This window comes from Pseudomonas chlororaphis (assembly GCF_001921865.1).
GTDB lineage: Bacteria > Pseudomonadota > Gammaproteobacteria > Pseudomonadales > Pseudomonadaceae > Aquipseudomonas > Aquipseudomonas chlororaphis_D.
This window is the reverse complement of the sequence record NZ_MSCT01000009.1, coordinates 382,050-396,134: the sequence shown is the minus strand read 5'-3', so window position 1 is coordinate 396,134 and position 14,085 is coordinate 382,050. Positions and strand designations below refer to the sequence as shown.

Genomic DNA, 14,085 nt, shown 5'->3' with positions numbered 1-14,085 from the left:
GCCGGCACCGGCGCCTGGCGCGCAGCCAGCCGCGGCAGCCAGACGACCAACAGCGTCAGCGGCACAGCGATAAAGAGGGAAAGCGGCCCCAGGGCCAAGGCGTACAGCAGCAGGATCAGGGCCCCGCTCTGCAACGCGGGAAGCAGCCAGTGCCAGGTGGTTCGAGTGGCGGGCTGCGGTTGCGCCAGGACAGCCGGCAAGGATCCGTCTTGCATCATCATTACCTCACGCATTTCTAATTATTTGATCGGGATTAAACGCCACTAAAAAGCCATTATCCATGGTCCGTTAGTCGCAGGTTTGCAGCAGATCAATGAAATACGCGGGGCGTCACGGCGCCCATAAACGACTCGCGGGCAAGCCATCCACCACAGGTGCGTCGGCAACTCTGTGCGGTGGGGCTTGCCCGCGAGGGGGAGAAGTCTTGGCGATCAGGCCTGACGCTGGTGCTTGTCGATCTGCTCGTGACGTTCCTGAGCTTCGATGCAGTACTTGGTGGTCGGGCTGATCAGCAGGCGCTTGAGGCCGATCGGCTCGCCGCTGTCGTCGCACCAGCCGAAGCTGTCGTCACCGATCCGGCCCAAGGCCTGCTCCAGCTGCGGCAGCATGCGCTGGTCGCGGTCGATGGCGTTGACCAGCCAGGTCCGCTCTTCCTCGACGGACGCGGCGTCCGCAGGGTCGGCCGGGGTGTCCAGGCTCTCGATGGCCACGCGGTTCTGCTCGATGCGCTCGTGGGTTTCGACCTTCATGGCCTGCAGCAGCTCAGTGAAAAAAGCCAGCTGCTCGGCATTCATGTAGTCATCCGCCGGCATGGCCAGCAACTTTTCCTTTGTCATTGATTTCTCTATAAAAAATACGTGCATTAAGGCGAATTAAAGCTGTTTTCCGTGCCCCCTTTCGGGGCATCGGAAAGGCGCCGTACATTCCAAGCGCCACCCGGCACTCAATTTACGAGGGGCGGCAGTCTAAGGCCCGTTTGAGGCATCAGCAACTGAAATGACATCGGATTTGTCCGACAAGCCCTGAAAGCCTGCCAGGGTTGGCTGCGGCGGCGGTCATCGGAGTGCGTTTATAACAAGAAATTCCATCTGGCGGGGTCTTTTAGAAGACAAACGGCAGCGGCAGGCTATAAAAAACCTGCCACCGCCGTCGTGCGTCTTCTTGTAGGAGCGAAGCTTGCTCGCGATGATCGCCAATACGCCACGGTGCATCAGACGCTAAGCGTGATCGTTGAGCTCCATCGCGAGCAAGCTCGCTCCTACAGGGGGTGGTGATGGGGAATCAACGCTTGAGCTTGCGCTTGTTGCGGTACTGGTCGATGACCACCGCCACCACGATGATCAGGCCCTTGATGATGTCCTGGATGTAGGCATCGACGCCGACGAAGGTGAAACCGCTGGCCATCACCCCGAGGATCAGCGCGCCGATCACCGTGCCGGTGATGCGCCCCACCCCGCCGGCCAGGCTGGTGCCGCCGATGACCGCCGCGGCGATGGCGTCCAGCTCGTAGGACATGCCCATGCCCGCCTGCCCGGTGGCCGCCCGCGCCGAGGCCACCACCCCGGCCAGGCCCGCCAGCAGCCCGGCGATGCTGTAGACGATCACCAGGTGGCGCTTGACGTTGATCCCCGAGGTCCGCGCCGCCTGCATGTTGCCGCCGATGGCGTAGGTGTACTTGCCGTACTTGGTGTAGCGCAGGGCGACATGGAAGATCACCGCCACCACCAGGAAGATGATCACCGGCATCGCGCCGTGGCCGATGGCGGTGTAGGAATCCGAGAGCATGCTGATCGGCTGGCCTTCGGTGTAGTAGCGCGCCAGGCCGCGGGCCGAGACCATCATGCCGAGGGTGGCGATAAAGGGCGGGATGCCGGTGATGGCGATGATGCTGCCGTTGATCGCCCCCGCCAGCAACCCGACCCCGAGCCCGGCCACCACCGGAATCCACACCGGCAGGTCGGTCAGCGAGGGGAACACCGCGCGGGTGAAGTCCGAGGTCTGCGCCAGGCTGGCGGCGATCATCGCCGACAGCGCCAGCACCGAGCCGGACGACAGGTCGATGCCGGTGGTGATGATCACCTGGGTCACGCCGATGGCCAAGAGGCCGATGATCGACACCTGCAGGATCATCAGCACCAGGCGCTGGGAGTTCAGCAAGAAGCTCTGGTCGCGCACGATCCAGCCGAACAGCTCGAACACCAGGCCGATGCCGATCAGCACCAGGAAGATGCTCAGCTCGGTGGGCAGGCGTCGGCGCGTTCTGGCCGGCGCCGCCGCAGGTTTGTTTTCCAGTATCGCGTTCATAACCCTTCACCTTTTTCTTGTGTAGCCGACGGCGGACAGGCTCCGTCGCCGGTCGTGATCCGTGAGCCGACTAGTGGACCTGGGCCATCCCCGAAGCCAGTTGCATGACCCGCTCCTGGGTCGCCTCGCCGCGGTCGAGGGTGCCCATCAGCTCGCCCTCGTGCATGACCATCACCCGGTCGCTCATGCCCAGTACTTCCGGCAGCTCGGAAGAAATCATGATCACCGCCATGCCCTCGCCCGCCAGGTACGCGATCAGCCGGTAGATCTCGGCCTTGGCGCCGACGTCGATGCCGCGGGTCGGCTCGTCGAGGATCAGCACCCGCGGGTTGGTCATCAGCCAGCGCGCGAGCAACGCCTTCTGCTGGTTGCCGCCGGACAGGGTGTCGATGCACTGCTCCAGGGACGGGGTCTTGACCCGCAGTTTCTTGCACATGTCCTCGCACAAGGCGCGCAAGGCCTTCTGCTGGATGAAACCGTTGCCGGCGTAATGCGGCAGCACGGCCATTTCCATGTTTTCCAGGACCGACAGGCAGGGAAACAGGCCGCTGAGCTTGCGGTCCTCGGTCAACAGGGCAAAACCCTTGTCGATGGCCATGTGCGGATCGCTGATGCGCACCGGCTGGCCGTCGAGACGGATCTCGCCGCCGTCGCTGGGGGTGATGCCGAAAATCGTCTCGGCCACGTTGGTCCGCCCCGAGCCCATCAGCCCGGCGATGCCGAGGATCTCCCCGGCGTGCAGATCGAACGAGACCCCGGCGAACACCCCGTCCAGGCGCAAGTCGCGCACCGACATCAGCAGCTCGCCGATGGGCTTCTCGCGCACCGGGAACAACTGGCTCAGTTCGCGGCCGACCATCATCGAGATCAGGCTGTCGCCGTCCATGCTGTCGGCCCGTTGCAGGCCGATGTAGGCGCCGTCGCGGAACACCGCCACCTCGTCGGCGATGGCGAACACTTCGTTCATCTTGTGGGTGATATAGATGATGCCCTTACCCTGGGCCTTGAGGTCGGCAATGATCGAGAACAGGTGCGCCACCTCTTTCTCGGTAATGGCCGAGGTCGGCTCGTCCATGATCAGCACGTCGGAGTCGTAGGACACCGCCTTGGCGATCTCGACCATCTGCCGCTCGGCGATGCTCAGGTTGCCCACCTGCTCCTCGGGGTCGAGGTTGATCCGCAGGCGTGCAAGCAACTGCGCGGTGCAGCGGTGCATCTCGCGGTGGTCGATCATGTGCAGGCCGTTGAGCTGCTCGCGGCCGATCCAGATGTTCTCGGCGATGCTCATGTGCGGCATCAGGTTGAGTTCCTGGTGGATCATCGCGATCCCCGCCTGCAACGCCGCCAGCGGCGTCTCGAAATTCACCCGGCGGCCCTTGAGCCGCAGCTCGCCGGCGTCCGGCTGGTAGATCCCGGCGATGATTTTCATCAGGGTCGACTTGCCCGCGCCGTTTTCCCCCATCAGCGCCAGCACCGTGCCGGGGCGTACCCGCAGCTGCACATCGGACAGCGCGACGACCCCGGGGAAACCCTTGCTGACGTTGATGACTTCCAGCAGGTAAGGCGGCTGTTCAGGCCCAGGCTGGGCAGACTGGGCGTCGGGCGGCACAGCCGCCGTCGGGACGCTCGAAGCGGTCGCTGAAGCGAACATGATCAGGTACTCCATCCGCGGGGCAGTCGGGCCGCCCCGCCGGCTCAGGGGGTTATCGGCGCAAGCGCCTTACTTGAACTGGGCGACGTTTTCCGGGGTGATCAAGCGATAAGGCACCCACACGGCCTGCTCCACCGGCTGCTGCTTGGCCATCTTCACCGCGGTCTCGATCGAGCCGTCGGCCTGGCCCTTGGCATCCTGGAACACCGAGACCGCCAGGTCGCCCTTCTGCACCGCGCGCAGGCCGTCGGGGGTGCCGTCGACGCCGGCGATCAGCACGCTGCCCTTGTCCACGCCGGCCTGTTTCAGCGCCATGGCGGCGCCGATGGCCATCTCGTCGTTGTTGGCCACCACCGCGTTGAACTGGCGGCCCTGGGTCAGCCAGTCGTTGACCAGGGTCATGGCCTTGTCGCGCAACCAGATCCCGGTCTGTTCCTGCTCGACCTTGATCCCCGGGTACTTGGCCAACACCTCCTTGACGCCCTTGGTGCGGTTGGTGGTGGAGTTGTTCGCCAGGTCGCCCAGGAGGATCACGATCTCGCCCTTGCCGCCCATCTTGTCGGCCAGGTACTGCATCTGCATCTGCCCGGCCTCCAGGTCGTTGGAGGCCACGGTGACCACGCCCTTGGGCAGGTTCAGGTCGTCCGGGCGGCGGTTGACGTAGACCAGCGGGATCCCGGCCTTGACCGCGGCCTCGGTGATCTTGCGGGTGGCGGCGGTGTCCACCGGGTTGACCACGATGGCATCGACCTTCTGGCTGATGAAACTTTCGACCTGGCTCAGCTGCTTGACCACATCGGCCCGGGCGTCCTCGAACTGCAGGCTGACGCCGTCCGGCAGGGACTTGGCTTTCTGGTCCATGGATTCGCGCAGGTAGGTCAGCCAGGTGTCGTCGAACTGCGACATGCTCACGCCGATCTTCAAGTCGGCGAGCGCCGTGCCGCTACCGAGCAGCAGGGACAGGGCCAGCGTGGCAAAACGGGTCTTGGTCTTCATGAAAGGTCTTTCTCCACATTCTTGTAGGTTTTATGGATAAGGCGCACAAACCACTCAGTGAGGCAGACGCACGATCGGCGCGCCGGGCATGCAGCACACCAGCGCGCCCTTGCGTTCGACGCAAAGCAGGCGCACCAGGGACGGGAAGATGGAAGCCTGCCGGGAAGTTGGACGGGGCAGCAGGCGAAGCAGCGGCAGGACAGAGCTGAAGGTGTTCATCGACGGTACCTGTTTTGTTTTTGTTGGCAGTCTCCACTCGGTTCAAGACGGGCTTGCGGCCCGTCTGTGACGTCGGCGAGATCCTGCTGATCGGCAACCTGAAAACGACTTTATTGGAAAATAATTTCTATATCAACTCATTTTAGAATTTTATTCTAAATTGATTCCGGGCCCGGAAAACCGGCCATTTCCAGCACCTGGCCGCGCTGCGCACTCAGGCGCGCGGCGTCCAGAATCCGCGTGGTGGCCAGCGCTTGCGCCGGGCTCACCGGCAGCGGCCCCTGCCCGTGCAGCGCCGCTTGCCACTGTTTATAGAACTGCGGCCAGTCGCCCCGCTCGGAGGCCACCCGCTCGCGCACCTCGCCCTGCTCGAACCAACCCCAACGCCGGTGTTCCTCGACGCCCCAGCGCTCACCCTCGGAATACGGCGACAACCCGGCGACCAGCGCGTCTTCCTGGCCGTCCAGGCCCTCCACCGTGTAACAGCCGGCCGAGCCGCTGACCCGCAAGCGCGGCCCCGGGCAGTTTTGCAGGCAACTGCCGGACAGATGGGAAACCACGCCATTGGCATGGCTCAAGGCCAGAAAGAACCCATAGTCGCAGGTCGGCGCCTGTTCGGCGTACTGCAACTCGGCGTAGACCCGGGCCACCGGGCCGAACAGTTGCAGGGCCTGGTCCACCAGGTGGCTGCCCAGGTCGCGCAGGAAGCCGCCGCCGCTGGCATTACCCACGGCCTGCGGCAGGTAGCGCTCGACCCGTGACTCGAAACGGCTGACGCGGCCCAGGGCCCCGGCGTCGATCAGCTTGCGCAGGGTGAGGAAGTCCGAGTCCCAGCGCCGGTTCATATAGACGCTCAGCGGCACCTGCCGGCGCGCGGCGGCGTCGATCAGCGCCTGGGCCTGGGCCGCGTCGTGGGCGAAGGGTTTGTCGCTGACCACCGCGACGCCGCGCTCGATGGCGGCGAGCACCAGCGCCGCGCGGCCCTCCAGCGGGGTGGAAATCACCAGCGCATCGACCCCGGCGGCGATCAGCGCTTCGAGACTGTCGAACGCCTGCACCCCGGGATGCTCCGCCGCCAGCAGCCGCCGACGCTCGGCCGACAGGGTGACCACCCCGACAAACCGCGCGCCAGGCAGGCTGGCCAGCAGCGGCGCATGAAAATGTCGGCCACCATGGCCGTAACCCACCAGTCCGATTCGCATCAGAAAGCCTCCTTATATAGAACCCTGTAGCCGCTGGCGTAGCCTGCGTTCGAGGACAGCGTCCTCGCAAGACCTGTCGCCGCGGACCGGCCTGAAACACCGTATGCACCGTGATGGCGGCCACTGCGTGGCCGATCGCAGCCTTCGGCAGCGGCTACAGGGTTGCTGTGTTCTGATCTTGTAGGAGCGCAGCTTGCTCGCGATGGACCCGAGGGCGCCGCGTTTATCCAGAAAACACGCGCCATCGTTGACGTCCATCGCGAGCAAGCTGCGCTCCTACAGAAAAACAAGCGGCCAATATTCAGTCATAGAACGCCGGGCGCGGCGCTCGTTCGACCTTGACGATCTGCCCGCTGTTCTGCGCTTCGATGCAGGCGTCGGCCGCCACCGCCGCGGCATAGCCATCCCAGGCCGAAGGGCCGCCGACCTGCCCGGCGCGCACACCGTCGATAAAGGCCTGCAACTCGACGTCGTAGGCGGCGATAAAACGGTCCTTCCAATCCATCAGGATCGCGTTGGACAGCTTGGCCTCGCTGCGCAGCTGCACCTGGGACGGCTCCGGCAGCTTGGCGATGCCGGTCTCCCCCACCACTTCGCACTGGATGTCGTAGCCGTACTGGCAGTTGACGAACACCTCGACGTCGATCCGCGTGCCCTTGGCGGTTTCCAGCAGCACCACCTGCGGGTCGCGCAGGTGGGCCAGGGCCTTGCTCGACTTGCGCGGGAACACCACCTGCACCGACACATAGTCGTCGGCCAGCAGCCAGCGCAGCACATCCAGTTCGTGGATCAGGGTGTCGGTGATGGCCATGTCGGTCTTGTAGTTCTCGCCGACCCGCGGGTTGCGGTGGGCGCAGTGCAGCATCAGCGGCTCGCCGATCCGGCCGCTGTCGATCACCTCCTTCAGCGCACGGTAACCGGCGTCGTAGGGGCGCATGAAACCCACCTGCACCAGGCGCTTGCCGTGGGCCATCTCGGCTTCGACGATCTTGCGGCAACCGGCGGCGGTCACCGCCAGCGGCTTCTCGCAGAACACCGGCTTGCCGGCGGCAATGGCGGCCAGCACGAACTCCTCATGGCTCGGCCCCCAGGAGGTGACCAGCACCGCTTCCACCTCCACCGCCTGGATCAGCGCGTGGCCGTCGGCATACACCTCCGCGGCGATCTGCAACTCGGCCACCACCTTGGCCGCCTGTTCCAGGTTGATGTCGGTGACCGCCACCACCCGGCTGCCCAGCAGGGTCTGGCTGCAACGCCGGATATGGTCCTGGCCGATGGCCCCGGTACCGATGACGCCTAGCTTCAAAGACATGGATGCACTCCTATTGTTTGTTCGAGCCGTTGGTTGTTCGAGCGATCAGTACTGCCGGACCTTGGCCAGGCGTGCGTTGAGTTGCCGGGCCGCCGCGTCGGTGCGGGCGCTGGTGGACACCTGCGCCACCCCGACCCGCCACCAGGACAGGTAGTTGTGGATCATGGTCTTGGGCAGGACCTTGATATCGATCAGGGTCGAGACCGCCTGGGTCCGCGCGTCGGCCAGGGCCGCCCGCAGCTCTTCCACGGTCGTCACCTTGTAGGTCTTGCAGCCGTAGGCCGCGGCGCTCATGGCGAAGTCCACTGGCACCAGGCCGCCATCGAGCTTGTTGGTCTCTGGGTTGCGAAAGCGGAACTCGGTGCCGAAGCTGTCCATGCCGTTGCCCATCTGCAGGTTGTTGATGCACCCGAAGGCCATGTTGTCCAGCAGCACCACGTTGATCTTGCGCCGCTCCTGGATCGAGGTCGCCAGCTCCGAATGCAGCATCAGGTAGGAGCCGTCGCCCACCAGGGCATAAACCTCGCGCGCCGGCTCGGCGAGCTTGACCCCCAGCGCCGCGTTGACCTCGTAGCCCATGCAGGAATAGCCGTACTCGACGTGGTAGGTATTGACCCCCTTGCTGCGCCAGCTGCGTTGCAGGTCGCCGGGCAGGCTGCCGGCCGCGGCGACGATCACCGCGTCGTCGGCCAGGGTCTGGTTGAGCACCCCGAGTACCCGGCTCTGGGTCAGGCAGGAACCGGTCAGCTCGATAAATTCGCGCAGCACCGCCGGGTCCAGGTGGTCGGCGATTTCCGGGACGAAGCCGTCGGCGTGGTATTCGACCTGGCCGAGCCGGTCCAGCTCTGCGTCCAGCTGCGCCCGCGCCTGGCCGACCTGCGCGCCCCACGACGCCTGGTAGCCGCTGCGTGCCAGGGCCTCGGCCAGCGCATCGAGGCCCGCGCGGGCATCCGCCAGCAGTTGCACGCCATCGAGCTTCAGGGCGTCGCAGGGGCAGATATTCAGGTTGAGAAACTTCGCCTCGGCAGGGAACAGCGATTTCGAGCCGGTGGTGAAATCGCTGTAGCGGGTGCCGATGCCGATGATCAGGTCCGCCTCCTTGGCCAGCAGGTTGGCCGCCAGGCAGCCGGTCTCGCCGATGCCGCCGACGTTCAACGGATGGCTGGAGAGCACCGCGCTCTTGCCGGCCTGGGTTTCGGCGAAAGGAATGGCGAAACGTTCGGCGAAGGCTTGCAGCGCCGCGTTGGCCGCGGAATATTTGACCCCGCCGCCGCAGATAATCAGCGGCTTGCGCTTGCCGGCGAAGGCCGCTACGGCATCTTCGAGCATGGCCGCGGTGGCCGGCCGGCGTTCGATGCGGTGCACGCGCTTGGCCAGGAAATAGTCCGGGTAATCGTAGGCTTCGGCCTGCACGTCCTGAGGCAGCGCCAGGGTCACCGCGCCGGTTTGCGCCGGGTCGGTAAGCACGCGCATGGCGTGGATCGCCGCGGTCATCAGTTGTTCGGGGCGGTTGATCCGGTCCCAGTATTTGCTCACGGCCTTGAACGCGTCGTTGGTGCTGATGCTCAGGTCGTGGAACTGCTCGATCTGTTGCAGCACCGGGTCCGGCTGGCGGCTGGCGTAGACGTCGCCGGGCAGCAGCAACAAAGGAATGCGGTTGGCGCTGGCGGTCGCCGCGGCGGTCAGCATGTTCGCCGCGCCCGGGCCCACCGACGCGGTGCAGGCGTAGATCTTGCGCCGCAAATGCTGCTTGGCGAAACCGATGGCGGCGTGGGCCATGCCCTGCTCGTTGCGGCCCTGATGCACCAGCAAGTCGCCGCTGTCCTGCTCCAGGGCCTGGCCCAGGCCCAGCACATTGCCGTGGCCGAAAATGGTGAAGACCCCGGCGACGAATTTGCTCTGCACCCCATCGACCTCGACGTACTGGTTGTCGAGGAATTTCACCAGGGCCTGGGCCATGGTCAGTCGTATCGTAGTCATGTCTGCACCTTTAAAGACGGTGAAGGTAGCTTCCTGTAGCCGCTGCCGAAGGCTGCGAAAGGTCCGCAGGACCTCAGGCGGCCTCAAGAGCGCGTCTGCTTCGCAGCCGATCGCAGCCTGCGGCAGCGGCTACAGGGTCGGCGTTACGCCAGGGCATGCCTGAGGTGGTCGATGCTCGCGCCGAGGGCCTGGCGGATGTCCGCCAGGGCGTGCACGCTCTCGGCGAACGGCTCGAACGACAGGTAACCGCTGTAGCCGCGCTCGAGCAGGGTCTCGATCTGCGCCCGGTTGCCGAGGATGTCACCCTTGCCCACCAGCACCCGATGGCCGTCGCGGATGCTCGCCAGCGGCACCGCGCGGTCCTCGACCCCGGAGATGTGCACCAGCCCGGTCAGCTCGGGAAAGAACTCCTGCTCGCCGGCCAGGTGATGGTGAAAGGTGTCGTGCACCAGGCGGAACACATCCAGCCCGCCAATGGCGCGGACCGCCTCCACCGCCTTGCGCTTGCGCCGCAGCGAGCATTCCTCGAAGCCCAGGGGCTCGATAAAACCGAGAAGCCCGTGCTCGCGCAATATCGTCGCCAGTTCGGTCAAGGCCGTGCGCAGGCCGGCATTGCGTTCGGCGACGCTGCGCGGGTCGTCGAGCTGGTTGAGCGGGCACAGCACCAGGCCGCGGGCACCGCAGTCGCGGGCATAGGCGGCGAGGCGCAGGGCCTGGGCGCGACGCTCGTCGTTCCACAGATCGAACGGGTACAGGGCATTGATCGACAACACCTGGATGCCGCGGGCCGCGCACAATCGGCGCACCTCTTGGGGCGGCGTGCCGTCTTCGATTTCCACGCCTTCGAGGTCGTTGCGGATCTCGATGGCATCGGCTTTCAGGGCCACCGCCAGTTCGATGAACTCGGGCAGGGTCAAACGCGGGGCAACCATACGATTCAGGGCGAAACGCAGGGGCTGGTTCATTATTCTTATTCTCCGAAACAAAGGGTCGAAGGCGTTACTTGGCGGTCGGCATGTTGAACTCGGGGCCCTTGGCGATGCTGTCCGGCCAGCGCTGCATCACGCTCTTGTAGCGGCTGTAGAAACGCAGGCCTTCCTCGCCGTAGGCATGGTGGTCGCCGAACAGCGAACGCTTCCAGCCGCCGAAGGAATGCCAGGCCATGGGCACCGGGATCGGCACGTTAATGCCGACCATGCCGACCTTGATGGTGCGGGCAAAGGCCCGGGCCACGCCGCCGTCGCGGGTGAAGCAGGACACGCCGTTGCCGAACTCGTGGGCGTTGATCAGCGCCACCGCGCTGGCGAAGTCCGGCACCCGGACGATGCCCAGCACCGGGCCGAAGATTTCTTCCTGATAGATGCTCATCTCGGGCGTCACGCCGTCGAACAGCGTGGCGCCGACGAAGAAGCCCTGCTCCGCCCCCGGCACCTTGAAGCCGCGGCCGTCCACCAGCAGTTGCGCGCCCTGGGCCACGCCCTGGTCGATGAAGCCTTCGACCTTGGCCCGGTGTTCGGCGGTAATCAGCGGCCCCATGTCGCGGTCGCCCTGCATGCCGTTGCCGATCTTCAAGCGGTCGATGCGCGGGCGCAGCTTCTCGATCAGCCGGTCGCCCACCTCGCCCACCGCCACCGCGATGGAAATCGCCATGCAGCGCTCGCCGGCCGAACCGTAGGCCGCGCCGATCAGCGCGTCCGCCGCCTGGTCGAGGTCGGCGTCGGGCATCACGATCATATGGTTCTTGGCCCCGCCCAGGGCCTGCACCCGCTTGCCGCGCGAGGTGGCCTGCTGGTGGATGTACTCGGCGATCGGGGTCGAGCCGACAAAGGAAATCGCTTCGATGTCCGGGTGCTGCAACAGCCCGTCCACCGCCGCCTTGTCGCCCTGGACCACGTTGAACACGCCGTCGGGCAGCCCGGCCTCGGTCAACAGCCGGGCCAGCAGCAGGCTGGCGGACGGGTCGCGCTCGGACGGCTTGAGGATGAAGCAGTTACCGGCCACCAGGGCCAGCGGGATCATCCACAGCGGCACCATCACCGGGAAGTTGAACGGGGTGACCCCGGCGCACACGCCCAGGGGCTGGCGCAGGTTCCAGTTGTCGATGCCGCCGCCGATGTTGTCGCTGAAATCGGTCTTGAGCAGGCTCGGCGCGCCGCAGGCGTATTCGACGATCTCGATGCCGCGGGTCACTTCGCCATGGGCGTCGGACAGCACCTTGCCGTGCTCGCGGGTAATGATCTCGGCCAATTCATTGTGGTGTTGGTCGAGCAGTTCCTTGAACTTGAACATCACCCGCGCACGGCGCAGCGCCGACTGCTCGGACCAGGCCGGGAAGGCCTTGAGCGCCGAAGCCACGGCATCGTCCACCGTCTTCTGGCTGGCCAGGGCGACCTGGGCCTGCACGCGGCCGGTGGCCGGGTTGAACACATTGGCGAAGCGCTCGCTGTCGTCATGCTGCTGGCCGTCGATGTAATGGCCGATTACCGGGGCGTCACTCATGGATCGGGGTCTCCCTTGAAGGCTGGAAAAAGGTGGCGTTCACAGGTCCAGCAGCCAGCTGTGCCGTGGATCGTTATGGAACTGCCAGACCCGCTTGGGCCCGGCCATGACATTCAGGTAATAGGACTCGTAGCCGTAAGGCACGCTGACCGGGTGGTAGCCCTCGGGCACCACCACCAGGTCGTGGTGCTCCACGGCCATGGCCTCGTCGAGGCGACGGTCGTCGGTGTAGACCCGCTGGAACACGAAGCCCTGGGGCGGGTTGACCTGGTGGTAATAGGTTTCCTCGAGAAAGCTCTGGTGCGGCAAATCGTCGGTGTCGTGCTTGTGCGGCGGGTAGCTGGAGGAGTGCCCGGACGGCGTGCGCACCTCCACCACCAACAGCGAATGGGCCGGCTCGCTGTCCGGCAGGATGTCGCACACATAACGGGTATTGGCGCCCTTGCCGCGCACGCTGCGCTTCATATTCTCAGGACGGATCAGCCGTGGGCCGAGGCCGTTGGCGGCGGAGCTGTTTGTAGTAGGGCCAGGCGCGGCGCAGACAGCGATCTGCACATCGCTCAAGGCGGTGACCCGGGCCTGGCTGCCGGGCGGCAGGTAGACGGCGAAGGGCGACTTGTCCTCGAACACCGACTGCCGCTCGCCCAGGTTGTCCCAGCCGAACGCGCCCTGCCCCGGCGTCTCGCCCTGCACGCCGATACGGCCGCACAGCAGCACCAGGCACAGTTCCTGCTCGCCGGCATTGATGGGCAGGCTTTCGCCGAGGCTCAGGCGGTAGGCGGCAAAACCGACGTACTGCAACCGGCCCTTGGCCAACTGCACCAGGCTTTGGCCCTGGGCCGCGCTTTTTACCAGCAGGCTCATGCTCCAACCCTCTTATCGAGCAGCGCGCGCAGGGTCTCGTAGCCTTTCTTGGCGTAGACGTAGCTGGGCGCCACCGCCGGGTCCTGTTCGGCCTCCACCACCAGCCAGCCCTGGTAACCGGCGGCCAGCAGCTCATCGAGCAACGCGGCGAAATCGATATCGCCGTCCCCCGGCACGGTGAAGGTGCCGTTGACGATGCAGTCGGGGAAACTCCAGAGGTTGTTGCGCGCCAGTTGCACCACCGGCTTGCGCACGTCCTTGAAGTGCACGTGGCAGATGCGCCCGAGGTGCTTGCGCAGCACCTCCAGGGGTTCGCCGCCGCCCATGTAGCAGTGGCCGGAATCGAACAGCAGGCCGACTTCGCTGCCGGTGCGGCTCATCAACTGGTCGATGTCCGCCGGCGACTCGACGTAGGCGCCCATATGGTGGTGGTACGCCAGGCGCACGCCCTGGGACAGGGTGAAACGCGCCAGCTCCGTGAGCTTGTCGGCGTACTCCTGCCAGGCCTGCTCGCTGTGAAAACGCGGGCGCTCCACCAGCGGGATGCGCTGGCCCTGGATCGAGTCGGCAACCTCGCCGTAGACCAGCACCGTGGCGCCGTTCTGCGCCAGCAGTTGCACGTGGCTGGCGATGGCGTCGATCTCCTCGGCCACCGAACGCCGGGCCAGGCGGCTGGAATACCAGCCCGAGACCAGCGCCAGGCCGTAGGGCCGCAGCACATCGCCGACGCCCTTGGCATCCTTGGGGAACTTGCCGTTGAGCTCGAAACCTTCATAGCCGATTTCCTGGCCCTCGCTCAGCGCCGTGCTCAAGGGCGTTTCGCCGCCGAGGGCCGGCAGGTCGTCGTTGCTCCAGGAAATCGGGTTGATGCCAATTCGGATTGCGGGCATGGCTGCACCTTTATTGTTTTCCAAACCAGTTCTGAAAAATCCTTGGCCCGACACCGCTGCACCCCCTGTAAACGCCACCTGTGTAGCCGCTGCCGAGCGTTAGCGAGGCTGCGATCGGCTGCGTAGCAGACGCGCTCTTGAAATCGCCGGAAGGTCCTGCGGACCTTA

Annotated in this window: 12 protein-coding genes; all 12 read right to left on the bottom strand. The window is 65.5% G+C overall.

Features of this window, described 5'->3' with window-relative positions; genetic code table 11:
- Nucleotides 1-431: 431 nt before the first annotated feature.
- The 12 genes from BTN82_RS11805 to iolE all read right to left on the bottom strand — a co-directional run bounded on the left by BTN82_RS11805 (nt 432) and on the right by iolE (nt 13,917).
- Complete coding sequence (locus BTN82_RS11805) at nt 432-836, bottom strand: TraR/DksA family transcriptional regulator (RefSeq protein ID WP_075119296.1); 405 nt, start codon at nt 834-836, stop codon at nt 432-434.
- Nucleotides 837-1,281: 445 nt separating this feature from the next.
- The gene (locus tag BTN82_RS11800) at nt 1,282-2,304 is read right to left on the bottom strand and encodes an ABC transporter permease (protein ID WP_075119295.1); all 1,023 of its coding nucleotides are present in this window, start codon (nt 2,302-2,304) and stop codon (nt 1,282-1,284) included.
- Between the two features lie 70 nt (nt 2,305-2,374).
- Nucleotides 2,375-3,955 (bottom strand): sugar ABC transporter ATP-binding protein, encoded by a 1,581-nt coding sequence (locus tag BTN82_RS11795; protein ID WP_075119410.1) that lies wholly within the window; start codon nt 3,953-3,955, stop codon nt 2,375-2,377.
- Between the two features lie 69 nt (nt 3,956-4,024).
- Nucleotides 4,025-4,951: a sugar ABC transporter substrate-binding protein gene (locus BTN82_RS11790; protein WP_075119294.1), complete on the bottom strand. Its 927-nt coding sequence runs from the start codon at nt 4,949-4,951 to the stop codon at nt 4,025-4,027.
- A 54-nt stretch (nt 4,952-5,005) separates the two neighbouring features.
- Nucleotides 5,006-5,170 (bottom strand): hypothetical protein, encoded by a 165-nt coding sequence (locus BTN82_RS31325; protein WP_186828383.1) that lies wholly within the window; start codon nt 5,168-5,170, stop codon nt 5,006-5,008.
- A 155-nt stretch (nt 5,171-5,325) separates the two neighbouring features.
- A complete protein-coding gene (locus BTN82_RS11785; protein ID WP_075119293.1) occupies nt 5,326-6,372 on the bottom strand; it encodes a Gfo/Idh/MocA family oxidoreductase in 1,047 nt (348 codons plus the stop codon).
- A gap of 301 nt (nt 6,373-6,673) precedes the next feature.
- Nucleotides 6,674-7,684 (bottom strand): Gfo/Idh/MocA family protein, encoded by a 1,011-nt coding sequence (locus BTN82_RS11780; RefSeq protein ID WP_075119292.1) that lies wholly within the window; start codon nt 7,682-7,684, stop codon nt 6,674-6,676.
- Between the two features lie 45 nt (nt 7,685-7,729).
- Nucleotides 7,730-9,664 (bottom strand): 3D-(3,5/4)-trihydroxycyclohexane-1,2-dione acylhydrolase (decyclizing), encoded by a 1,935-nt coding sequence (gene iolD / locus BTN82_RS11775; protein ID WP_075119291.1) that lies wholly within the window; start codon nt 9,662-9,664, stop codon nt 7,730-7,732.
- Nucleotides 9,665-9,807: 143 nt separating this feature from the next.
- Nucleotides 9,808-10,629: a TIM barrel protein gene (locus BTN82_RS11770; protein ID WP_075119290.1), complete on the bottom strand. Its 822-nt coding sequence runs from the start codon at nt 10,627-10,629 to the stop codon at nt 9,808-9,810.
- Between the two features lie 34 nt (nt 10,630-10,663).
- The gene (locus BTN82_RS11765; RefSeq protein ID WP_075119289.1) at nt 10,664-12,163 is read right to left on the bottom strand and encodes a CoA-acylating methylmalonate-semialdehyde dehydrogenase; all 1,500 of its coding nucleotides are present in this window, start codon (nt 12,161-12,163) and stop codon (nt 10,664-10,666) included.
- Nucleotides 12,164-12,202: 39 nt separating this feature from the next.
- Nucleotides 12,203-13,027 (bottom strand): 5-deoxy-glucuronate isomerase, encoded by an 825-nt coding sequence (gene iolB / locus BTN82_RS11760; RefSeq protein ID WP_075119288.1) that lies wholly within the window; start codon nt 13,025-13,027, stop codon nt 12,203-12,205.
- Nucleotides 13,024-13,917, bottom strand: coding sequence for a myo-inosose-2 dehydratase (gene iolE, locus BTN82_RS11755; protein WP_075119287.1), 894 nt, complete (start codon nt 13,915-13,917; stop codon nt 13,024-13,026). Before iolE ends, iolB begins: the two co-directional genes overlap by 4 nt.
- Nucleotides 13,918-14,085: the final 168 nt, after the last annotated feature.

Excerpts from the sequence above, each read along its gene's own strand:
- iolD (WP_075119291.1), bottom strand. The coding sequence starts at position 9,664 with ATGACTACGATACGACTGACCATGGCCCAGGCCCTGGTGAAATTCCTC.
- BTN82_RS11785 (WP_075119293.1), bottom strand. The coding sequence starts at position 6,372 with ATGCGAATCGGACTGGTGGGTTACGGCCATGGTGGCCGACATTTTCAT.
- BTN82_RS11795 (WP_075119410.1), bottom strand. The coding sequence starts at position 3,955 with ATGTTCGCTTCAGCGACCGCTTCGAGCGTCCCGACGGCGGCTGTGCCG.
- iolB (WP_075119288.1), bottom strand. The coding sequence starts at position 13,027 with ATGAGCCTGCTGGTAAAAAGCGCGGCCCAGGGCCAAAGCCTGGTGCAG.
- BTN82_RS11790 (WP_075119294.1), bottom strand. The coding sequence starts at position 4,951 with ATGAAGACCAAGACCCGTTTTGCCACGCTGGCCCTGTCCCTGCTGCTC.
- BTN82_RS11770 (WP_075119290.1), bottom strand. The coding sequence starts at position 10,629 with ATGAACCAGCCCCTGCGTTTCGCCCTGAATCGTATGGTTGCCCCGCGT.
- BTN82_RS11805 (WP_075119296.1), bottom strand. The coding sequence starts at position 836 with ATGACAAAGGAAAAGTTGCTGGCCATGCCGGCGGATGACTACATGAAT.
- BTN82_RS11800 (WP_075119295.1), bottom strand. The coding sequence starts at position 2,304 with ATGAACGCGATACTGGAAAACAAACCTGCGGCGGCGCCGGCCAGAACG.
- iolE (WP_075119287.1), bottom strand. The coding sequence starts at position 13,917 with ATGCCCGCAATCCGAATTGGCATCAACCCGATTTCCTGGAGCAACGAC.
- BTN82_RS11780 (WP_075119292.1), bottom strand. The coding sequence starts at position 7,684 with ATGTCTTTGAAGCTAGGCGTCATCGGTACCGGGGCCATCGGCCAGGAC.
- BTN82_RS31325 (WP_186828383.1), bottom strand. The coding sequence starts at position 5,170 with ATGAACACCTTCAGCTCTGTCCTGCCGCTGCTTCGCCTGCTGCCCCGT.
- BTN82_RS11765 (WP_075119289.1), bottom strand. The coding sequence starts at position 12,163 with ATGAGTGACGCCCCGGTAATCGGCCATTACATCGACGGCCAGCAGCAT.